20 protein-coding genes are annotated in these 21,891 nt (G+C 40.1%); 16 read left to right on the top strand and 4 right to left on the bottom strand.

Annotated features, from left to right (window positions below; genetic code table 11):
• Nucleotides 1-52: 52 nt before the first annotated feature.
• The 16 genes from infB to KIT27_06075 all read left to right on the top strand — a co-directional run bounded on the left by infB (nucleotide 53) and on the right by KIT27_06075 (nucleotide 15,429).
• Nucleotides 53-2,581: a translation initiation factor IF-2 gene (gene infB, locus KIT27_06150; GenBank protein MCW5589230.1), complete on the top strand. Its 2,529-nt coding sequence runs from the start codon at nucleotides 53-55 to the stop codon at nucleotides 2,579-2,581.
• A gap of 17 nt (nucleotides 2,582-2,598) precedes the next feature.
• A complete protein-coding gene (rbfA, locus tag KIT27_06145; protein ID MCW5589229.1) occupies nucleotides 2,599-2,970 on the top strand; it encodes a 30S ribosome-binding factor RbfA in 372 nt (123 codons plus the stop codon).
• Nucleotides 2,971-2,974: 4 nt separating this feature from the next.
• On the top strand, nucleotides 2,975-3,949 hold the full coding sequence (gene truB, locus KIT27_06140) for a tRNA pseudouridine(55) synthase TruB (protein ID MCW5589228.1): 975 nt from the start codon (nucleotides 2,975-2,977) through the stop codon (nucleotides 3,947-3,949).
• 250 nt (nucleotides 3,950-4,199) lie between these two features.
• The gene (locus KIT27_06135) at nucleotides 4,200-4,976 is read left to right on the top strand and encodes a porin family protein (protein ID MCW5589227.1); all 777 of its coding nucleotides are present in this window, start codon (nucleotides 4,200-4,202) and stop codon (nucleotides 4,974-4,976) included.
• 129 nt (nucleotides 4,977-5,105) lie between these two features.
• Entirely contained in the window at nucleotides 5,106-5,387 is a 282-nt protein-coding gene (gene rpsO / locus KIT27_06130) for a 30S ribosomal protein S15 (GenBank protein ID MCW5589226.1), read from the top strand.
• A gap of 188 nt (nucleotides 5,388-5,575) precedes the next feature.
• Nucleotides 5,576-7,690 (top strand): polyribonucleotide nucleotidyltransferase, encoded by a 2,115-nt coding sequence (gene pnp, locus KIT27_06125; GenBank protein ID MCW5589225.1) that lies wholly within the window; start codon nucleotides 5,576-5,578, stop codon nucleotides 7,688-7,690.
• 155 nt (nucleotides 7,691-7,845) lie between these two features.
• Nucleotides 7,846-9,882 carry a methyltransferase domain-containing protein gene (locus tag KIT27_06120; protein ID MCW5589224.1) on the top strand — a complete coding sequence of 679 codons (2,037 nt, stop codon included), beginning with the start codon at nucleotides 7,846-7,848 and terminating at the stop codon, nucleotides 9,880-9,882.
• Nucleotides 9,883-9,912: 30 nt separating this feature from the next.
• Nucleotides 9,913-10,113: a hypothetical protein gene (locus tag KIT27_06115; GenBank protein MCW5589223.1), complete on the top strand. Its 201-nt coding sequence runs from the start codon at nucleotides 9,913-9,915 to the stop codon at nucleotides 10,111-10,113.
• A 140-nt stretch (nucleotides 10,114-10,253) separates the two neighbouring features.
• A complete protein-coding gene (locus KIT27_06110) occupies nucleotides 10,254-11,171 on the top strand; it encodes an ABC transporter ATP-binding protein (protein MCW5589222.1) in 918 nt (305 codons plus the stop codon).
• Nucleotides 11,161-11,943 carry an ABC transporter permease gene (locus KIT27_06105; protein ID MCW5589221.1) on the top strand — a complete coding sequence of 261 codons (783 nt, stop codon included), beginning with the start codon at nucleotides 11,161-11,163 and terminating at the stop codon, nucleotides 11,941-11,943. The genes KIT27_06110 and KIT27_06105 overlap by 11 nt, the downstream gene beginning before the upstream one ends.
• 72 nt (nucleotides 11,944-12,015) lie before the next feature.
• Entirely contained in the window at nucleotides 12,016-12,345 is a 330-nt protein-coding gene (locus KIT27_06100; protein MCW5589220.1) for a hypothetical protein, read from the top strand.
• A 123-nt stretch (nucleotides 12,346-12,468) separates the two neighbouring features.
• Nucleotides 12,469-13,236 carry a glycosyltransferase family 2 protein gene (locus tag KIT27_06095; GenBank protein ID MCW5589219.1) on the top strand — a complete coding sequence of 256 codons (768 nt, stop codon included), beginning with the start codon at nucleotides 12,469-12,471 and terminating at the stop codon, nucleotides 13,234-13,236.
• Nucleotide 13,237: 1 nt separating this feature from the next.
• A complete protein-coding gene (locus tag KIT27_06090) occupies nucleotides 13,238-13,882 on the top strand; it encodes a 2OG-Fe(II) oxygenase (GenBank protein MCW5589218.1) in 645 nt (214 codons plus the stop codon).
• Nucleotides 13,882-14,910 (top strand): lipopolysaccharide heptosyltransferase I, encoded by a 1,029-nt coding sequence (waaC, locus tag KIT27_06085; protein MCW5589217.1) that lies wholly within the window; start codon nucleotides 13,882-13,884, stop codon nucleotides 14,908-14,910. Before KIT27_06090 ends, waaC begins: the two co-directional genes overlap by 1 nt.
• Nucleotides 14,911-15,022: 112 nt before the next feature.
• Nucleotides 15,023-15,256, top strand: coding sequence for a DUF1778 domain-containing protein (locus KIT27_06080; protein ID MCW5589216.1), 234 nt, complete (start codon nucleotides 15,023-15,025; stop codon nucleotides 15,254-15,256).
• 59 nt (nucleotides 15,257-15,315) lie between these two features.
• A complete protein-coding gene (locus KIT27_06075; GenBank protein ID MCW5589215.1) occupies nucleotides 15,316-15,429 on the top strand; it encodes a DUF4277 domain-containing protein in 114 nt (37 codons plus the stop codon).
• A 205-nt stretch (nucleotides 15,430-15,634) separates the two neighbouring features.
• On the opposite strand, the gene KIT27_06070 is transcribed toward KIT27_06075, so the two are convergent.
• From KIT27_06070 to KIT27_06055, 4 genes are all read right to left on the bottom strand, one after another.
• Entirely contained in the window at nucleotides 15,635-16,108 is a 474-nt protein-coding gene (locus KIT27_06070; GenBank protein MCW5589214.1) for an IS1634 family transposase, read from the bottom strand.
• A 15-nt stretch (nucleotides 16,109-16,123) separates the two neighbouring features.
• Nucleotides 16,124-17,332, bottom strand: a complete 1,209-nt coding sequence (locus KIT27_06065) for an IS1634 family transposase (GenBank protein ID MCW5589213.1) — start codon at nucleotides 17,330-17,332, stop codon at nucleotides 16,124-16,126.
• A 363-nt stretch (nucleotides 17,333-17,695) separates the two neighbouring features.
• Nucleotides 17,696-20,740, bottom strand: coding sequence for an efflux RND transporter permease subunit (locus tag KIT27_06060; protein MCW5589212.1), 3,045 nt, complete (start codon nucleotides 20,738-20,740; stop codon nucleotides 17,696-17,698).
• The gene (locus KIT27_06055; GenBank protein MCW5589211.1) at nucleotides 20,724-21,851 is read right to left on the bottom strand and encodes an efflux RND transporter periplasmic adaptor subunit; all 1,128 of its coding nucleotides are present in this window, start codon (nucleotides 21,849-21,851) and stop codon (nucleotides 20,724-20,726) included. Before KIT27_06055 ends, KIT27_06060 begins: the two co-directional genes overlap by 17 nt.
• Nucleotides 21,852-21,891 lie beyond the last annotated feature (40 nt).

The following is a 21,891-nucleotide window of genomic DNA, read 5'->3' as shown; positions in this document are numbered from 1 at the left end:
TACACAATAAAACGCTTTACTCGGCGTATTTTGAGGATGGAGGATGCTAGGTATGTCAGAAGTGACAATTAAACAACTTGCTGACGTCGTTGGAATTCCAGTCGAACGATTACTGTCGCAATTTAAAGCGGCCGGACTTGGCATTAACGACTCCGCTCAAACCGTCAGTGAAACGGATAAACGGCAGTTTCTGTCGTTTTTAAAATCGCAACAACCTGTCGAAGAGGTTGCGGAAAATCTCGAAAAAGCCTCGACGACTAAAAGCGCGGCTACACCTAAAAAAATCACGTTACGCCGCAAAGAAGTTAGCGAATTAAAATTGGCGACTTCACAAGGCAAGAAAAAAACCATCAGCGTCGAAGTGCGAAAAAAACGCACCTATGTTAAACGCAGTGATGTGGAAAATGCTGAAGTAGAAGAACATCAAGCATTACCTGAACAAGTGATTACGGCATTAGAAAATGCCTTGCTCATGGATTCATCGCACATAAATGTTGATCCTCATGGCGAAACCGCTAATAGTGTTTCGTCAGTAGAAACATCATCAGCCGAGGAAATTCTTGAGCCTGCTGTGGTCAGTGAAGCGCCGCAAGAAAAACCCGTCGAAGATGAAAAACAAAAAGTAGCAGAACAACAAGCGAACTTGAATAAAGGCGATAAAAAACCTGCAGGAAAACGCGATAAAAAACGTGAGCGTCATAAAGATCGTTTTGACGATGAAGATGACGGAGACCTTAATGTCTTAACCCGCCAACGCCACAAAAAATCAGCGCGTAAAAAACAAGCGCCTATCAATCAACACGTTTTTGAAAAACCCACAGCGCCTATTGTTCGTGAGGTATTAATTCCAGAAACGATCACGGTCGCCGATTTAGCGCAAAAAATGTCGGTTAAAGCGGCAGAAGTCATTAAAGTCATGATGACCTTAGGTGCAATGGCAACGATTAACCAAGTTATTGACCAAGATACCGCGGTGATTGTGGTTGAAGAAATGGGACATAAACCCAAGTTACTCAAAGAAAATGCATTAGAAGAAGCCTTAACCTTAGAACATTCTGCCCATGGTGATGGAGAAACTCGTGCTCCGGTTGTTACTATCATGGGGCATGTTGACCATGGTAAAACTTCGTTACTCGATTATATTCGTCGCACCAAAATTGCGGCTGGCGAAGCGGGCGGGATCACACAACACATTGGTGCTTATCACGTGAAAACCGATAAAGGAGAAATTACTTTTCTCGATACCCCAGGCCACGCTGCGTTTACGGCAATGCGTGCTCGCGGGGCGAAATGCACGGATATCGTAATTTTAGTAGTAGCAGCCGATGATGGCGTTAAACCCCAAACGATAGAAGCTATCCAACATGCGCGCGCCGCTGGGGTTCCAATTATTGTCGCGGTCAATAAAATAGATAAACACGAAGCCGATCCCGAACGCGTTAAAACGGAATTAACCCAATACCAAGTCATCCCCGAAGAGTGGGGTGGTGATGTTATGTTTGTGCCGATTTCGGCAAAAACAGGGCAAGGTGTAGATGCCTTACTCGACTCTGTGTTAGTGCAGTCTGAAGTGTTGGAATTAAAAGCGCCGCAGGATTGTCCGGCAAAAGGTGTGGTCATTGAATCGCGTATTGATAAAGGACGTGGAACCGTAGCAACCGTCCTAGTGCAAGCGGGAACCTTGCATAAAGGCGATATTTTACTGGCTGGTTTATTTTACGGTCGTGTGCGTGCCATGTTAAACGAATTAGGTAAGCCTGTTGAAGAAGCCGGTCCGTCCATTCCCGTTGAAATTTTAGGGTTAGCGGGTGCGCCGAACGCAGGCGATGAAGCGCTGGTCGTTGCTGATGAACGCAAGGCTCGTGAAGTGGCCTTATTCCGCCAAGGTAAATTCCGCGAAGTGAAATTAGCACGCAATAGCAAAGTGAAGCTTGACAATATTTTTGATAACTTAAACGAAGGTGAAGTGAAAGCCTTAAATATCGTCTTAAAAGCTGATGTGCAAGGTTCTGCAGAAGCGTTAAGCGAAGCATTGAGTGGATTATCAACCAATGAAGTGAAAGTTAAAATTATTGCCAGCAGTATTGGTGGGATCACCGAATCGGATATTAATCTGGCGATTGCTTCAAGTGCCATTGTCATCGGATTTAACGTGCGCGCCGATAATACCGCGCGTCGTTTAGTTGAAACCGAAGGTGTGGATTTGCGTTATTACAGCGTGATTTATCATGCACTTGAAGAAGTCAAACAAGCTATCACCGGTATGTTAGCGCCCGAATTTAAAGAACAAATTATTGGCTTGGCGGAAGTTCGTGAAGTATTTCGTTCCTCAAAATTTGGTGCAGTGGCAGGTTGTATGGTGGTTGAAGGCAGCGTAAAACGCAATAATCCTATTCGTGTCTTGCGCGATAATGTGGTGATTTTCCAAGGATCGCTACAATCCTTAAAACGGTTTAAGGACGATGCCAATGAAGTACGCCAAGGCATGGAATGTGGTATCGGAGTCAAAGATTACAACGATATTAAAACCGGCGATCAAATTGAAGTTTATGAACAAGTACAAGTAGAACGTAAATCGTAATTTATTGAGAAGCGATCATGCCAAAAGATTTTGAACGCACGCGTCGGGTTGCCGATGTCATTCAACGAGAACTCGCGCTCATCATTCAACGTGAAATGCGCGATCCGCGGTTAGGTTTAGTGACGATTTCCGTCATTAAGCTCTCCAAAGATTTAAAACATGCCAAAGTTTTTTTTACCACCTTAAACGATTCGGTGCCTTATAAAGAACAGGCCACCATTTTAAATGCGGCAAAAAAACAATTGCGTTATGAATTATCTCGGCTTTTAGAATTAAGAGTTGTTCCTGAATTACTGTTTATTTATGATGAAAGTATTGCACGCGGCAATTATATGAGCCAAATCATCAATAAGGCTATCCATCAAGATGAAAAAAAACATAAGGAATGATGTCATGAGAAAACGCATCCTCACCAATCGACCGCTGCGTGGTCGTGATATCAATGGTATTCTATTACTCGATAAACCCATTAAACTGACTTCTAATGCAGCGTTACAAACGGTTAAACGTTTATATCAAGCGGCAAAAGCGGGACATACCGGCAGTTTAGATCCATTGGCGACGGGCATGTTGCCCATTTGTTTTGGCGAAGCCACCAAATTTTCTCAATATTTATTAAATGCCGATAAGTATTATGCTGTTTCGGCAAAATTAGGCATTGAAACCGATAGCGGCGATGCCGATGGTAAAATCATCGCACAACACCATGTACCTAATTTTTCAGTAGCCGATATCGAAGCAGTATTAGCAAAATTTCGTGGCGAAATTAAACAAATTCCTTCGATGTTTTCCGCCATCAAACAACAAGGCAAACCTTTATATCAACTCGCTCGTGAAGGCAAAGAAGTTGAACGCGAAGCACGTCCGGTGTCAGTTTATGAATTAACTTTAGTTCATGCAGGACGTGACACCTTAGATTTGCAGGTACATGTCAGCAAAGGCACCTATGTGCGAACGTTAGTCGAAGATATTGGTAAAGTTCTCGGCTGCGGCGCACATGTCACGCATTTGCGTCGCACCCGCATTGGCCAATTTCAAACTAAGCAAATGCATAATATCGAAGCGATTGAAGAAATCGCTAAAACAGGTGCATTAACTCAACTTGATAGTTTGCTGCTCTCTATTGATCACGTGTTACCCAATTGGCCAGAATTGAATTTAAGTAATGCTGCGGCTTTTTACTTACGGCGCGGTCAAGCCATGAAAATTCCACGTTCGCCGGAATCGGGATGGGTAAAATTATTTCACGGCGAGCATCAATTTTTTGGTATAGGTGAAATCGATGCCGAAGGAAAGATTGTTCCACGCCGTTTAATTAAAACACCCACGGTGATAACGCGCAAAATTCGCGAAATGGGTGAAAATTAATCGCAAGCGCTTGTATCCATTTTCTGAGCCTGGATCAAAAAGTACTGATGGTTGATTACAGTGTCGCGCAAAATCGACAGTTAATCGTTAATACTGCAAATTTTGCACAGACTCAAACAATACCAATCCGTGTTTATCTTGGGCAGGAGTTTCGCACTGGTGCGAAACTTCTGTTGGGCTGTGTTTCTTCTTGTATTATCAGTTAATGTGTGTTATTCCTGTGTTTTTGCATAATAATCAAAGGGATTTCATGAAACACTACAGCGGAAAATGGCTTATCGGTGGCGTTATAACTTGTTTGAGTTGCTCGATAGCTTATTCACTGCAATCGAATAACAGCCTGAAGCAGGTCGAAGAAACCCAATTAGTGATTGGCCTCGAGGGGGGCGTGATTACTGCGAAAGGCGGCAAGACACAAACACTCTCGTTAGCACCGAATATTGAAAAAACTTTTAATGCCACCCCCAAGTGGCGGGCTTTGACGCAAGCAGGCTTATTTCTCGGCGTGCAATTGCCAAGCTCTCAGCGTTGGTTTAATCAAATTGGTTTGGATTTCACTTTGGCGCATCATGCTACGTTACGAGGTAATATTTGGGATGATGCCGATCCGCAATTTAATAATTATGATTATAGTTATAAAATTAAACACAGCAGCGTCAGTGTAAAATGGAAATTATTGGCCGATCTAGGATGGAAAGTGATCCCTTGGTTGAGTGCTAGTGTGGGGATCGCTAACAATCAAGCCTATGGCTTCAACAATACTCCAACCCTCGATCAAGCGGTTGCTATGCCTAATTTTACCGAGCAACGCAAAACCGGTGTTACTTATAGTTTAGGAATAGGCCTACAATATTCCATTTCTCCCCAAGTACAAATGGGTGTTGGTTATGAGTTTTCCGATTGGGGTAAGAGTCAATTGTCTAATGCTCCAGGACAAACGGTTAATAGTGGACTTTACTTATCTCATCTTTATACTCATGCGATTTTGCTGAATATTACCTATCTTGACTCAGGAATAAGAGGATAAAAATATATTCTTGATTAATAGCCTTGTTTTCATGCGCTAACCTCGTTACAATTCGCGTTCGTGTGCGAAAAGCTTGCCTTTTTCGCAGATTTTACCGCAATGAAAATAATCTAGTAGGAGAATAGTTAAATGGCGCTAAGCACAGCACATAAAGCTGAGACAATGCAAAACGTTCGTGATCAATTAAATTTAGGCAAAAGCGATACTGGCTCTGTTGAAGTTCAAGTGGCAATTTTGACGCGTCGTATCACCGAATTAACGGAACACTTTAAAATTCACAAGAAAGATAAACATTCACGTCATGGTTTAATTAAACTTGTTAATCGACGTAAAGGTTTATTGCGTTATTTAAAAAATGTTGATGGTGAACGTTTTCGTAAATTAGTCGAATTGTTGGAAATTCGTCATTAATCACGCGTAACAACGTTAACTCTTCACAGTAAAAACGTTAACTAGCCTTATCACAAGATAACTTTGTGGTTATTGTTGAACATAGAAAATAAAAATCAATTAGCAATTTTTATTTTCTATGTTCAAATACTTCAGGTTATCTTGGATTAAGAAGGATCGTTTTTATTTAACCATTCAAGGATATCTTAATGTCTATTATTACTCGTTCATTTCAATACGGCGATCAAACCGTCACTCTGGAAACCGGACGCATTGCTCGCCAAGCAACCAGCTCTGTCTTAATTACGCTCGGAGATACCAGCGTATTAGTAACAATGGTTGCAGTAAAAGGCAATGTTGGCGATCGCGATTTTTTTCCGTTAACAGTGAATTATCAAGAAAAAACCTATGCTGCAGGAAAAATTCCTGGCGGGTTTTTTAAGCGCGAAGGCCGCCCCAGCGAAAAAGAAACCTTAACCTCTCGCTTAATCGATAGACCCTTGCGTCCTTTATTCGACGAAGATTTCAAGCAAGAAGTGCAAATTGTGGCAACCGTGGTGTCGGCAAATCCCGATGTCGATCCCGATATTGCAGCTTTATTAGGCGCATCAGCAGCCTTAGCGATTTCTGGTTTACCCTTTAACGGTCCGGTCGGTGCTGCTCGTGTGGGTTATATTGACGGTAAATTTGTATTAAATCCCTCTTATTCACAATTAGAAACTTCTGAATTAGATCTTGTGGTGGCAGGCACGCAGAATGCTGTGTTAATGGTGGAATCTGAAGCCAAAGAATTATCCGAACAAACCATGCTCGATGCGGTGTTATTCGGTCACGAACAAATGCAAGTTGCTATCAAGGCCATCAAGGATTTTGCTGAACAAGTTAACCCACCTGCCTGGCAATGGGAAAAACCCACAGATGCAACAATATTGTATCAACAGGTGGAGCAAGAATTTGCGCAATCGATGGGTGATGCCTATATGGTTGCCAATAAGCTCGATCGCCAAACGGCATTAGCACAAATTCGCGATGCTATTCACGCAAAATTAATTCATCCTGAAAATGATCAAGCTCCTTCGGAAATTGTCGTGAATGGGGTGATTGAAAAATTAGAAAAAACCATCGTACGTAATCGTATCTTACGCGAAGGTCGGCGAATTGATGGGCGCGATACCAAAACCGTGCGTCCTATTACCATCGAAACCAATCTGTTACCTCGTACCCATGGCAGTGTTTTATTCACTCGTGGTGAAACTCAAGCTTTAGTGACTTGTACTTTGGGCACATTACGTGATGCGCAATTAATCGATGCCTTGGAAGGTGAGCATAAAGAAAACTTCATGCTTCATTATAATTTCCCACCGTATTGTGTCGGGGAAGTGGGGCAGATGGGTTCACCCAAACGTCGTGAAATTGGTCATGGTCGTTTAGCCAAACGCGGCATTCAAGCGGTTCTACCCGATCCCAAACAATTTCCCTATGTCTTACGCATCGTATCCGATATTACTGAATCGAATGGTTCCAGCTCCATGGCTTCCGTGTGTGGTTCAAGTCTAGCGTTAATGAATGCCGGTGTGCCGATTAAATCTCACGTTGCCGGTATTGCCATGGGATTAATCAAAGAAGGCAGCGAATTTGCTGTCCTCACCGATATTTTAGGCGATGAAGATCACTTAGGTGATATGGATTTCAAAGTAGCAGGAACACAAACGGGTGTAACTGCCTTGCAAATGGATATTAAAATCGACGGCATTACTCGTGAAATCATGGAAAAAGCCTTGGCTCAAGCCAAAGATGGCCGTATTCATATTTTAAATCTCATGAATATTGCGCTGGCCAGTCCCTCGGATTTGTCCGACTATGCACCACGCGTATTTTCCATGAAAATCGATCCTGAAAAAATTCGTGATGTCATTGGTAAAGGCGGCTCGACCATTCGCGCCATTACCGAAGAAACTAAAGCCACTATTGATATCAGCGAAGAAGGTTTAATCCAAATTTATGCTGCGGATGCGGCGGCTGCTCGTGAAGCGCAAAATCGCATCGAAATGATTGTTGCGGAAGCTGAAGTCGGTAAAATTTATGATGGTAAAGTTGTTCGCATCATGGATTTTGGCGCATTTGTCTCATTCTTGCCTGGACGCGAAGGTTTAGTGCATATTTCACAAATTGCTAATCGTCGTATTCAAAACGTCACCGATGTTTTAAGCGAAGGCCAAGAAGTTCGCGTGAAAGTCATCGAAATCGATCGCCAAGGACGGGTGCGTTTGAGTATGAAAGAAGTTGCTGAAGAGGAAAATACCCTTCAACAACCAGCTGACTAAAATCTCATATTGTTAATCTCTGACTAGGCGTATCTACAGGATGCGCCTTTTTTTTATGCGCTGAAAAATTCAAAATCATTTTGTACTGTTCTATACTGAAATAAATAAGGCTACGAACAACTTCGTGGTCAGAAAATAGCGCACAAGGAATGTCTATGAATAAGGCCGTGAAAATTACTGCAAATTATGTTGAATCTGCTGCTAAACACAATAAATTAATTAAAAAAGCCTATAATCTTTATCGCAGAAAAGAATTAGCCAAAGCCAAAACTATTTTTCAGCGCTTAACCAAAAACGCAGAATTTGCCGACAAAGCCTATTATTTTCTGGGATGTATTGCGCAAGAAGAGGGCAATTTAGATAGCGGTGCTCAATTTTGTCAGCGCGCCTTGCAACTTAATCCTCACTATGTCGATGCTTTATTATATCTTGGCGGATACTATTTACTAAACAATCGACTCGAAGAATCTAAACAAGTTTATCAAACTATATTAAATAATAATCCTAAACATGTCAGTGCGCTTTATTCATTAGGGATGTGTTACGCTTATGAAGATAATTGTGAAAAGTCGTTAGAAAATTTTCAACGCGTTTATGAACTCGACCCGCATTACACGGATGTTTATACCTGGTTAATTAGAGTCTATTTGGCGCAACCCGATCTTCAATGCTCGGCTCAAATAGAAGAATTTTTGTTGAATTTTCTTAGCAAAGAAAATCTCCAACGAGAATTTATTTATCCGTTTTTAGGAAACTATTTATTTAAAAAATTTGATTTATCAGAAGAAAATATTCAATTAACGGATGAAAAGTATAAAAAAATAATTCATGAGTCTTTGTTAATTAATGGGTTACAGTCCACTTTAATGATGCACCGAAAATTAGAAATAGTGGTCAGGCAGATCCGTAAAAAAATTTTAGTAGATTCCTTGCAAAACATGACCATCGATCCAAATTTGATTGAAATAACTCATGCGATTGGTTTGCAAAGTTTAAAAAATGAATTTATCTTTCCAATTGATAGCGAAGAAAAAGTAATTTTAAGTGAAATTCAACAATTACTATTAAATGCTATTAATCATTCATCGTGGCAACCGCAGGCGCTTGCGCCATTTTTAATGTTATATGGCATGTATCATCCCGTGCACAAGTTAGCACAGGCACACAAGCTGATTAAAATACCACTAGAAAATTGGCCAGCCTATTCGCAAATTTTTTTAAAATGCGTATTATTCGACATTTTACAAGAAGAAGAGTATAAATCGCAGATCCAGTCTTTTGGCTCCATCAATAATCGAGTAACGCAAAATGTTCAGCAACAATACGAAGAAAATCCGTATCCTCGCTGGTCGGGATTATACAGTTCCCCAATTGAGTTTGCTCATCACATTACACAAAATTGCGGTAATTTTTCCGTGCCTGAACATTGGCATGGTAAAACCTTAAAAGTATTAATTGCCGGATGTGGCACCGGAAAACAACCTTTGTGGGTGGCTAAATCGTATAGAAATATCGAAGTAACGGCTATTGATATTTCTCGTGCTAGTCTTGCTTATGCCATGAAAATGGCTGATTATTATCAGGTTAAAAATGTAAAATTCTTGCAAGCCGATATTTTAGAAATGGATCAATATCCTGAAAAATTCGACGTGATTGAATCGGCAGGTGTATTGCATCACATGCAAGATCCCTTGTTGGGTTGGCACAAACTTCGCTCTTTGTTAACCGCAAATGGCGTAATGAATATTGCGCTATACAGTGAAATTGCCCGTCAAGATGTGGTATATTTTCGTGAGGTGATACAAAAATCCGCCCTTCAATCGACTCGCGAAGATATTGTGCAATTTCGTGAATTATTGTTCGATACCCCTGATCTGTACGCCAAATTATTAAACCCTGGGCTTGCTGATTTGTATTATTTAAGTGGAGTTCGCGATTTATTTTTTCACGTGCAAGAAAGTCGCTACTCTATTGCGCAAATTCATACCATGTTAGAAAAATTAAATTTAAAATTTTTAGCGTTTGATGGCAATGATCCTGAAATACTCAATGATTACCGTAGTCTATTTCCTAATGATCCCTATGGAAATAATATTTTACAATGGATACAATTTGAATGTCATAATCTGGCGTATATGATGAAAAAGAAAAAAGGGTTAATGTATCAATTCTGGTGTCAAGCCAACGATTAAACCCTAGCAAAAAATAATAGGAGTCATCTTATGACTACTTCCCACTACCAAAGAATTGCTGAGCTCAAACAAAAAGCCTTTGATTTAGGACGTAAGATGGTAGCGACCCAAGAAAATATGTTGCCCGCGACGGGCGGCGAACCGGATGATTTGAGCCGAGTCATTAATGAATTAAATAAATTGGATACCTCGAAGCACTATACTTCGGCCGATTTTATTCCTAAAGCCTAAACGCCTGCTGTTCAGTATCGATTAGTTACCTTGATTAGGTGGAAGACTCAGTAAAGCTTTGCGTTAAAAATAAAAAATATGATGACGTGTTAAGGGAAATGAGTATAATACTAGCAACCTAACTCTCAACGCCCATTTCCATGAACGCACTTGAAATCACCCATTTAAATAAAACTTATAAAAACGGCGTAGTAGCCTTAAAAAATATTCACTTGCATGTCGCGCAAGGTGAATTTTTCGGTTTATTGGGGCCTAATGGTGCCGGAAAAACCACAACCTTAGGCATCATTTCTTCATTAGTTTTTAAAACCAGTGGTCACGTATCAATTTTAGGCATTGATATCGATAAAAACTTTTCTTATGCCAAAACCTTTTTGGGTATTGTACCCCAAGAATTTAATTTCAATATTTTTGAAACTCCCTGGCAAATTTTAATTGATCAAGCCGGTTTTTATGGTGTGCCGGGTAAAATTGCGCGTGTTCGCGCCGAAGAACATTTAAAACGTTTAGGTTTGTGGGAAAAACGCAAACATGCCTCGCGGAGTTTATCGGGCGGAATGAAACGGAGGCTAATGATTGCACGTGCCCTGATGCATAATCCACAAATTTTAATTTTGGACGAACCCACTGCAGGAGTCGATATCGAAGTTCGTCGCGATATGTGGAACTATTTGCAAGAATTAAATAAACAAGGCAAAACTATTATTTTAACCACGCACTATTTAGAAGAAGCAGAAAGTTTGTGTAAACGTCTTGCGATTATTGATCACGGCGAAATTATCGAGCAGGGTCTTACAAAAGATTTATTGCAAAAATTGAACGTTGAAAGTTTTATTTTTGACGTGGCAAAACCCATTCACACTTTGCCCACTATCCCGCACTGTGAAGTTGAGCTGCCCGATCCTCATACTTTGATTATTACCATGCCCAAAAGCGTCACATTAAATGAAATTTTTGCTTATTTCCAAACGCAACAGGTCGATGTGATTAGCATGCGCAATAAATCAAATCGTTTAGAAGAATTATTCGTGAATTTGGTGAACAAACATGCAGCGTGATTTTTTATTTCGTCAATGGATAGCTTTTTGCACCTTAACCATTGCACAAATCAAACGTATTTTTCGTTTATGGTCGCAAACCGTTTTGCCGCCAGTGGTTACCATGACCTTATATTTTTTAATTTTTGGTCATTTGATCGGTTCACAATTACAATCCATCCAGGGTTACACCTATATGCAATATATCACACCTGGATTATTAATGATGGCTGTTATCACCAATGCCTACGGACATGTCACCGCTGTTGTTTTTAGCGCGCGTTTCCAACACTCAATTGAAGAAATTGTAGTTTCTTCGACCACCAACTTAACGTATTTACTGGCTAATCTGTTCGGTGCGGTATTACGCGGATTATTATCGGGTATTTTAGTGTTTATCGTAGCACTATTCTTTACTCATCTGCCGATTAAACATTATCTTATGGTTTTTTTAATCGCAAGTCTTGCCAGTATTTTACTTGGCCTGCTGGCATTTATTAACGCCTTATACGCGCGCCGTTTTGATGACATTGCCATTGTTCCCACCTTTGTGTTAACCCCGTTAACCTATTTAGGCGGAGTTTTTTATTCCATTCATTTACTGCCATCCTTCTGGCAAAAATTATCGTATTTCAATCCGATTTTATATTTAATCAATGCCTTTCGTTATGCGTTTTTTGGTTTTTCTGATGTGCCAGTTGATATTACCTTACTAGTCATCATCATTTGTATTGTCGTGCTGTTTTGGCTGTGCTGTCATTTGCTGAAAAAAGGCGTTGGTTTACGGAGTTAATATCGCAGCAGAGTAGAATGGTCAACACCGTAATTATCTCGCATCACCCATGTTTCACCATTTCGTCTACTTGTGAGTAAGAATTTTGTTAATCAAACAAATAATTCTGGCTTTACACCTATAAATGCCTGTGCCTTTAATTCGGAACTTGATAAAAATATAAAAAATAGCATTATTAATATGCTGCTTAAGGCAGGGGCAGCCCCAGATATTGTCAATAACAAGGGTTACTCTGCGCGAGATAATTATAAGGATTATTCATGGTCAACAGCATCACAATTGAATAATAATAAAGCTAGACGTTATTCATTATTCCATCAAAACAAGACATGCCACCCACCAACAACATCAACTACTACAATTTCATTTACTAATACTCATGACTCACCACAAGTAAAATGATTACCATCACCAAGTAATCAGTAGTTTAGAGTCAACATTGAAGGGTTTTAACCAGTGCTTAGCGATTGCCTGCTCAGCGCTAACTTGTTAGTATACAGCTCTTAACAACGACGCCTTGCAATCATGGAAACACCACATAAACCGCACTTAAGCGCAATTATCATTACCTATAACGAAGCGCATAATCTTCGCGAGTGCTTACGCTCAATTGCTTTTGTCGATGAAATCATTCTAGTGGATTCTGGTAGCACCGATGATACGCTGCTGATTGCTAAAGAGTTTAATGCGAGTATTTTTGTCATGGATTGGCTGGGTTACGGTGTGCAAAAACAACGTGCGTTAGAAAAAGCGCGAGGTGACTGGGTGTTATCACTCGATGCGGATGAGCGTGTTACTCCAGAACTGGCTCAAGAAATTCAATATACGATCCGCAACACCTCTTGTAGCGCCTATGAAATTCCCTTTCAATCGTATTTTTTACAACAAGCGATTCGTTTTGGCGATTGGGGCGGGGAAACTCATGTGCGCTTGTTTAAACGCGAGCACACGCGTTTTGACCAGGCCATTTTACACGAAAATCTTCAAGTTGATGGAAAAATTGGGCGTTTAACGCAAAAAATTCATCATCATCCCTATCAAGATTTACATGAATTGGTTGATAAAATTAATCGTTACTCCACGGCAGGGGCAAAAAAATTATTCGATCAAGGAAAAAAGGCGAATTTTCTTAAGGCTGAATTAAAAGGAGTCTGGGCATTTTTACGCAACTATCTATGGCGCGGCGGTTTTTTAGATGGCAAAGCTGGATTTATGCTCGCAAAATCGATTGCGGAATACACGTACTATCGTTATTTAAAATTGCAAGAATTACACAACCATTCGGGAAAATAACATGAGTTTAAATTTAATTAATATCGCTGCAATTACTCAAAACCCGGTTATTCAAACTCCGTTTCCTCATTTAATTATCGATCAAATATTTTATTCTGAAAAAGTCGATGCTATTGCTTTAAGTTTTCCTGCCATTCAAGATGGTGGCTCAATCCCTTTAAGCCAAAATCACTATTCACCACTCTTTAATCAATTAATTCAAGAATTAGAAAGTGATGACTTGCGTGAAGTGATTGCTAGACAATTTAAAATAGATTTAACCGATCGTCCGTGCATGACCACGCTTCGCGGTTATTCGCGCGCTAAAGATGGGCGTATTCATACCGACTCAAAAGATAAAAAAATGACGTTGTTAGTGTATTTAAATCAACAATGGCATGGCGATGCCGGTTGTTTGCGAATTTTAAAGAATAATCACGATTTGCATGATTATGTGGCGCAAATTAAACCGACAACGGGTTCATGCCTTATTTTTGAAGTGACCCATAATTGTTGGCATGGTTATTTACCCTTCGAAGGTGCGCGCCATTCTATTCAAATGAATTATATGACCGATAAACAGGCATTGCAAAGTCATAGTAATAAACACAGTTTTAGCGCTAAAATAAAAAATTTAAAAAAGTTGTTTGTAAAAGCGGAATATTAATGCGTGTACTCTTAGTCAAATTAACTTCCATGGGTGATTTAATTCATGCGCTGCCAGCATTAACCGATGCTAAAAATGCAATCCCGACGATCGAATTTGATTGGGTGATTGACGAGGGATTTCAAGATGTTGCTAAATGGCATCCTGCGATAAATAAAATTATACCCAGCGCGCACCGACGCTGGCGTAAAAGCTGGTTGAAAAGTATCAGCAATGGCGAAATAAAAAAATTCATCAACAATGTAAGAGAGCACAATTACGATTTAGTCATCGATGGTCAAAACAATTTAAAAAGCGCAATTATTACAGCATTCTCCCGTGGCACCCGCTGTGGTTTGGATAAACATAGCGCGCGCGAATTTGGTGCGCAGTGGTTTTATCAAAAAAAATATCAGGTCGATAAAAATTTGCATGCCATTACACGTTTGCGCCAATTATTTTCGCAAATATTAAATTATCCGTTGCCAACCCAGCAACCTGACTTTGGCATTGAGCGGACTCGCTTACCACAAATTACATTTACATTACCCGATCATTATTTATTATTTATTCATAATGCTAGCTGGGAAACCAAATGGTGGCCAGAATCTTATTGGCAAGAATTATTAAATTTCGCAGGTATTCAACAACAAACCGTATTATTAACTTGGGGAAATCGTCTTGAGCAAGAGCGCGCGCAACGCTTAGCAAATTTATTTCCTCACGCGCACGTATTACCTTTTTTAGGTGTCGCAGAAATGGCGAGTGTCATCGCCAAAGCAACTGCAGCCGTGTGTGTGGATACGGGATTAAGTCATTTAACCGCAGCGTTAAATATTCCGGCAGTAGTAATTTATGGCTCCACTGATTCAGGATTAATTGGATCAACAGGCGATCAACAAATTCACTTACAAGCCAATTTTCCCTGCGCGCCTTGTTATCGTCAACACTGTAATTACCCTGAAATAACCAGCGTTTCTCCAGCCTGTTACACCGATATTCCCCCGCAACGTGTGTGGGAAGTATTAACCCAACTTTTAAATGGCTGAATGATTTTGAGCTATTATCAAATAATATCGGATTTGTGGCTATTTTGTCGTAAAAATTTTAAAAAAATAATTGCTGGTTAACTATTTAATTTTACCAAAGGAGCGCCTATAAATGCCTCAAATACCCGTAGAAACCAATGGCCGAATGTCATTGCGTATCGCGTCAAATGAAAAAGCCCTACTGATACGCGCAACTACTTTGCAGCATACTAATTTGACAGAGTTTGTCATACGAAACGTTGTATCAGCAGCGCAAAAGGTGATTGACGAAAACGAACATATAGCGTTGTCTGAAAATGATAGTCCCCACATTGAGCTACCCCCCACCCATAAAAAATGGATTTAATTTTGTGAAAAGATAGCCTAATCAATACGGCATTTAAGTGAGTAGAGTAAGCTGAGGGGATGGAAATCAAGCGAGTGGATCATTTAGGAGTGTTAGCGGGAGTTATTAAAGACTTGCGGCTCGTTGAAACCATCGATGAAAGGCTTAAGAAAGAACCAAGTGAACAGAAATAAGGCGAGCGAGAAAAACTAGACCCAATTTATAATAAATTAAGATACAAAATATCACCTAATTACTGTTAAAATTTGGACGCGGAACAACCCGGGAAAGCGATAGCGGGAATGAGATAGAATGTGCAGGGTTTTTCAGATAGTTCGCGGAGTTTAATGCTGAGTTTTTTGAAAAAACATTAAAAATCATTCGCGCCATCCAATAGGTTTAATGACTTAATTTCTTAATTGTTTCAAGCGAGTAAACGTTTTCAATGTGGCATTCTAATAATGTGTTGTTTTGTACAAAGCCATAAATAGTGGCAACCGACTCTCCCATCAATAGAATAATTTTTTTCTTTAAATCGGTCATTCCGTGTATCATTATTTTTGTTACTCCCTCTATTTTTATTTTTACATAATCAATCCCATCCAGCATCTGAAAGATCCAGCGCATGGTGGGATTCTTAATGGGTTGATTAATTTGATTCGGTAGCGTTTCATTATTTTCTTCTAAACTATTTCTTATTCTCCGTTGAGCAATAGAATAAACTAAAAGCGATAATGTCATCACCATTAATAATCCCATTATTCTACTTGGCTTTTTCAAAAATAATGAACTGGCAAAAAAAATTGGATCTTTTAAAAATCGAAAACCCAAATTTTCAATACTTCCATTTTGGCGTTTGTACCCAGCAATCACTTCAGACGCAGTTAATTACTCGCTATTAATATTTGTTCCAATCACAAAACAGGAACGTTGTTCTAAGAGCGATTGTATTGTCTGCGTATCTTCAATCACACTCGCTGTGACCAAATATTCAATTGTACTCGGCTCGCTACCCTTTTTCGGCCTACCTAACCCATGATATTTCAACTTCTGATTGATGGTCGTTTTATCAATTTTATGATAACGAAATTTCTGACTCATTTTCGTTAACGCCTTCTCCGCATCTTCTACACAGTGATAAGCCTGATTTGAAAAATGCCATAATTCTTTTTCTATTTTCTCATACTCTTTCTTAATCGCTTTTTCTAACGTCTTTCTAGCCCGTTGCTCAGCTTCACTTGACCTGACCACAATCCAACGCTGTGCCATATTATAATGAATGATATCCTTGACAAAGTATTTGTTTTTCTTATCCAGCACCGTCCACTGATTACAGGCAATGGCTTCTGTTATCGCACGGCCTTCCTCGGCAATATTCCCTGGTATGCGCGTTATAAACGATAATCGAATTAAATTAATTGCATTAGACTCCGTATATAATTTAGAGTCCGCAATTAAGTAGTGCGGTAAATCCGATTTTTTAAATAGTTCTATCAACATTTCTGCTCGCTGCTGAAAAATCATATTATCTGAGGCATTCCCATCCCAGCTTTTCATCATCAATGGAACTCCTCCATCCTGACTCACTAATAACTCTTGTATAACCTGTTTTAAATCCGGTCGACAATCTTTTGAATACCCATGCGTTATTTTAATCGTATGTTCATCACTCCCTTCTGTGTATTCTCCATCCAATGAAAATGACGTCGTATCTAAACTGGTATACGTCAAATCAAGTTTTTCTTGAATGCAACACCTCGATGCTAATTCAATATAGAGTTGCTCACACCCATAATCATGTGCGCTATCCAATACCTTACCCAACTTGTGACGATTAAAATAGGAAGCTTCTACTCCAGGGCGAAATAATAGTTCTAATGCTTTGGTTTCAAAAAAATTTGGCGTTAAGCTCAGGGGTTTATCCGAAAACCCAAGACCATTCAAAATCATGCCCGCTATCGCTTCACCTGCCGTAATATTTTCCTGCTCGTTCAAGTCTTTCTTAAGCCTCTCATCGATGGCTTCAACGAGCCGCAAGTCTTTAATAACTCCCGCTAACACTCCTAAATGATCCACTCGCTTGATTTCCATCTCCACGGCTTACTCTCCTCACTTAAATGCCGTATAGATTAGGCTATCTTTTCACAAAATTAAATCCATTTTTTATGGGTGGGGGGTAGCTCAATGTGGGATAGTCTGCATGTCTTGGAGCTTTTAGATAATCCACCTGCACCTAATAAAAAACTGATGGCAGCAGCCTTTGCATTACCAAAGCAATCATGAGCTTACCCATTTGGCGTGAAGAGGCTATTAACAAACGTCACGATTCAAGGAAAAGGACTTGGTGGTCAATTACTGCTTACAGCAGGAAAACGCTCGCTAAACCCTTTATTTTGAATCAAAGCGCCTTGAATGTTCGTATTCACAAGGACGTGTAACAAAACGCGTTGTTTGGTGATCTCACCCTTTTTCGACAACATGCCGATTGGCTAAAAAAGTATAGACGGTAGGAACAACAAATAAAGTGAATAAAGTACCAATTAACATACCGGTGGAAATCACTAAACCAATATCAAAGCGACTGACAGCGCCTGCGCCTTTGGCGAGTAATAAGGGCAGTCCGCCTAAAATCATTGCCGCCGTGGTCATGAGAATGGGGCGCAGGCGAATGCTGGCGGCTTTTTCAATGGCGTCGCGGATGGATAAACCTTCATCGCGTTGCAACTCGTTGGCAAATTGCACCATGAGAATCCCATGTTTGCAGATTAAGCCAATTAATGTAATTAATCCAACTTGAGTATAAATATTAATACTGGCTAAACCTAAGTTTAAGGGAATGAGCGCGCCACAAATGGACATGGGCACACTGATTAAAATAATTAACGGATCACGGAAACTTTCAAATTGTGCGCTTAACACTAAGAAAATTACGATAATCGCAAAAATAAAGGCACTGACTAAGGTATTGCCTTCGGTAACATACGATCGTGATTCGCCCGCAAAATTATAGGTCATGCCTTTGGGTAAAATTTCTTGTGCTTGTTGTTGTAACCATTCTAACACATCGCCCATGGATAAGCCGAGCATTGGCAAGCCCTGAATCGTCGCAGAATTTAATTGTTGGAAATGACTTAAGGTGTTAGGTTGTACCGTAAAATTTAATTTTATTAATGTCGAGAGCGGAATTAATTGTTTATTTTGAGTGGTAATATAGACTTGGTTTAATTGTTGCGGATTTAAACGATATTGGCGCGCTAATTGCGGAATTACTTTATAACTGCGTCCTTCTAAGCTGAAATAATTTAAATAATTGCCACCCAGTAAGGTTGCTAAACTATTGCCAATATCTTGCATATTAATTCCCAGATCACCCGCTTTATCGCGATTAATCGTGAGATTTAATTCGGGTTTATCGAATTGCAAAGTGCTTTGCACAAATAAAAATCGTCCACTTTGTTGCGCGCGTGCTAATAATTTTTCGGTGATTTGGTATAACAGGCTATAGCTGCCGGTGGTGGTTATCACAAATTGCACAGGCAAACCATTACTTCCCGTGGGCAGGGAGGGCAGGGGAAATACGCCAACTTGGACACCAGCAATAGAATTAATTTGTTTTTGAATGGCGGCTGAAACTTGTTTTTGTGATTCTTTGCGTTCATCCCAGGGTTTTAAAATCATTCCCGCAAAAAAACTATTCACTCCTTGCATGCCATTAATCACAAAATAATCTTGCATGGCGGATATTTTTTTAAACAAAGGATTTAATTGCGAAGTAAATGCTTTGACATAATCGCTATTAGCATATTCCGGTGCGGTCCCGCCCATGAATAATACGCTTTGATCTTCTTCGGGAGCTAATTCTTTTTGCGTATGCGTGTATAAAAATACAATACTAAAAAATACCACAACACAAAGTACTACTATCACAGATCGATTATCCAAAGTATTGTGTAAGCGTGCTTGATAAAATACGCGCAAGCGATCAAATTTTTGATCGATGTATTGAACAAATTTCCCATTATTTTGTTCTTTGTTTAATAATTTTGCGCAAAGCATGGGTGATAGGGTGAGAGCAACCACGCCGGAAATGATCACAGTACCTGCTAGAGTAAATGCGAATTCTTTAAAGAGTGCGCCTGTTAAACCGCTGGTAAATCCAATGGGTAAATAAACTGCGGCTAAGGTAATTGACATGGCGATAACGGGTAGCGCAATTTCGCGCGCGCCATGCAGTGCTGCTTGTAAGGGCGATTCGCCATGTTCAATATGGCGATGAATATTTTCTACCACCACAATGGCATCATCCACCACCATGCCAATCGCTAATACCATCGCTAGCAAGGTTAATAAATTAATGGAGTAACCCATGAATAACATGAAAGTGCAAACACCGACTAAAGATAAAGGAATGGTGACCACAGGAATAATGACTGATCGCAATGATCCTAAAAATAAAAAAATCACTAAAATTACGATGATCGTGGCTTCTAAAATCGTCGTGATCACTTCATGAATGGAACTGCTAATATATTTTGTCGCATCATAAACAATTTTGACGTGCAGCGAGGGTGGAAAAGATTTGGCAATTTCTGGTAACGTTGCGCGAACTTGATTAATCACCGTCAGTGGATTGGATTCAGGTGTGCCTTGAATGCCAATAAAAATGGCTTGTTTGCCATTAAAAGTTACGTTCGATTCATAATCTTCAGAACCCAAGGAAATGGTTGCGATATCTTTTAAACGAATCAGGGAATTATTCGTTTCACGCACTACAATATTTCCAAATTCTTTTTCCGTGGTTAAATTAGTTTGGGCATTAATGCTATAAGCAATTAATTGCGCTTTTGTGCTGCCGGCTGCAGATTGGAAATTATTATTAAGTAGCGCATTACTGACATCGCTTGCAGTCACATTGAGTGCGGCCATTTGTTTGGGGTTCAACCAAATACGCATGGCAAAGGTTTTTCCGCCTAAGATCTGCGCCTCAGCCACGCCTGGAATCGTTTCAATTTCTGGTTGCACCACGCGAGAAATGTAGTCGGTGATTTGCATGGCAGACATTTGATCGCTATTAAAACTCACATACATTAACGCCACTTGCGATCCCGTGTCTTTGCTGATGACGGGATCTTGCGCTTCGCGCGGTAAGATATTTTTAACTTGCGCGACTTTACTCATAATTTCGGTAAAGGCTTGGTTCGGATCAGCATTTAAACGAATATAGGCTTTAATCGTGCTGATGCCTTGATCGCTATCGGAGGTAATGTAGTCGACACCATTGGCACTGGCGACGGATTTTTCAATTGGGGTGGTAATGAACCCTTGGATTAATTTGGCATCCGCACCAGGATACGCGGTGGTAATGGTAATCACCGTATTTTCGACTTGCGGAAATTGCCGCAAGGTTAAACTATCCATAGCGCGTAAGCCAAATAAAAAAATTAATAAACTGACGACGCAGGCAAGAACAGGACGTTCGATATACAAATCAGTAAAGCGTTTCATGGAATTTTAAAGTCTCGGGGTTAACAGAATTATTAATGGTGACGGGCGTGCCGTTGGCTAATTTTAATTGTCCTGAGGTCACAACTTCATCGCCTGCTTTAATGCCTTCTGTAATCACGACGCGATTATCACGTTCATCACCCGTGGAAACATAAACTTGTTCTGCAATTTTTTGTTTTTCTTGCGTTTTAGGATCGACTTTTTCTTTAATTACATAGACAGAGCTGCCATATAAACTATAGGTGACCGCGGTTTGTGGAATGGTGATGACATTATTTTGGGTGGGCAACACCACATTTACGTTGGCAAACATGCCTGGATATAATAAATTATCGTCGTTGGCAATTTCGCCGCGAATTAAAATATTGCGCGTATTAATATCCACCTGCGAATTGATGGCGGTGATTTTACCGGTAAATATTTTATTAGGATAAGCATCGCTAACGACTTTAATCGCTTGACCGGTGTGAATATTTCTTAAGGCTTGTTCGGGTAAATTAAAGTCGACAAATAAGGGATTAAGCGATTGCAAGGAAATTAACGTTTCTCCTGCAGTAACATATTGCCCTAAATTAACATGGCGTATTCCCACTTTTCCCGCAAACGGGGCTTTAATATTTTTATAATTAATTAAGATTTGCGTTTTATCGACTTGCGCTTGCGCTTGTTTTAATTGCGAACTCGCCTGATCGAGATCGGATTTTGAAGAAGCATTTTTGTAAACCAAGGTTTTTAGGCGATCAAAACTAATTTTGGCGAGTTGTAATTGTGCTTGAAAATTATTGAGTGTTTGCACATCTTCGCTATCGTCGAGTTGAATGAGCGATTGTCCAGCAGTCACTACATCGCCAGAATGAAAATGAATGGCAGTGACTTGTCCTGCGGCTTGCGAGCTAACATCGACACCGTTTACCGCCAGCAGCGTGCCGACAGCCGGAATTTCATGTGGCCAATCTTGAACTTTGGCCACACTCGCAGAAATACTCACAGCAGGCATTTTCATCGTCGCAAAAAAATGTTTAATCATGGCGGAGCGAATAAAGTTGTAGGCGACTATTCCGCCGAAAACAATCACTAGAACAATGATCATAATAGTCATGCGTTTTGACATAGCGATGAACTTTCGTTTGGTAAACCAACCGGCATTATCC

The organism is Legionellales bacterium (assembly GCA_026125385.1).
Taxonomy (GTDB): Bacteria; Pseudomonadota; Gammaproteobacteria; order JAHCLG01; family JAHCLG01; genus JAHCLG01.
This window is presented reverse-complemented; position numbering and strand designations above follow the sequence as displayed.

Coding starts and splice junctions, on each gene's coding strand:
- KIT27_06120 (MCW5589224.1), top strand. CDS start 7,846: ATGAATAAGGCCGTGAAAATTACTGCAAATTATGTTGAATCTGCTGCT.
- KIT27_06090 (MCW5589218.1), top strand. CDS start 13,238: ATGAGTTTAAATTTAATTAATATCGCTGCAATTACTCAAAACCCGGTT.
- KIT27_06055 (MCW5589211.1), bottom strand. CDS start 21,851: ATGTCAAAACGCATGACTATTATGATCATTGTTCTAGTGATTGTTTTC.
- KIT27_06105 (MCW5589221.1), top strand. CDS start 11,161: ATGCAGCGTGATTTTTTATTTCGTCAATGGATAGCTTTTTGCACCTTA.
- waaC (MCW5589217.1), top strand. CDS start 13,882: ATGCGTGTACTCTTAGTCAAATTAACTTCCATGGGTGATTTAATTCAT.
- infB (MCW5589230.1), top strand. CDS start 53: ATGTCAGAAGTGACAATTAAACAACTTGCTGACGTCGTTGGAATTCCA.
- rpsO (MCW5589226.1), top strand. CDS start 5,106: ATGGCGCTAAGCACAGCACATAAAGCTGAGACAATGCAAAACGTTCGT.
- rbfA (MCW5589229.1), top strand. CDS start 2,599: ATGCCAAAAGATTTTGAACGCACGCGTCGGGTTGCCGATGTCATTCAA.
- pnp (MCW5589225.1), top strand. CDS start 5,576: ATGTCTATTATTACTCGTTCATTTCAATACGGCGATCAAACCGTCACT.
- KIT27_06135 (MCW5589227.1), top strand. CDS start 4,200: ATGAAACACTACAGCGGAAAATGGCTTATCGGTGGCGTTATAACTTGT.
- KIT27_06060 (MCW5589212.1), bottom strand. CDS start 20,740: ATGAAACGCTTTACTGATTTGTATATCGAACGTCCTGTTCTTGCCTGC.
- KIT27_06095 (MCW5589219.1), top strand. CDS start 12,469: ATGGAAACACCACATAAACCGCACTTAAGCGCAATTATCATTACCTAT.
- truB (MCW5589228.1), top strand. CDS start 2,975: ATGAGAAAACGCATCCTCACCAATCGACCGCTGCGTGGTCGTGATATC.
- KIT27_06110 (MCW5589222.1), top strand. CDS start 10,254: ATGAACGCACTTGAAATCACCCATTTAAATAAAACTTATAAAAACGGC.
- KIT27_06075 (MCW5589215.1), top strand. CDS start 15,316: ATGGAAATCAAGCGAGTGGATCATTTAGGAGTGTTAGCGGGAGTTATT.
- KIT27_06080 (MCW5589216.1), top strand. CDS start 15,023: ATGCCTCAAATACCCGTAGAAACCAATGGCCGAATGTCATTGCGTATC.
- KIT27_06115 (MCW5589223.1), top strand. CDS start 9,913: ATGACTACTTCCCACTACCAAAGAATTGCTGAGCTCAAACAAAAAGCC.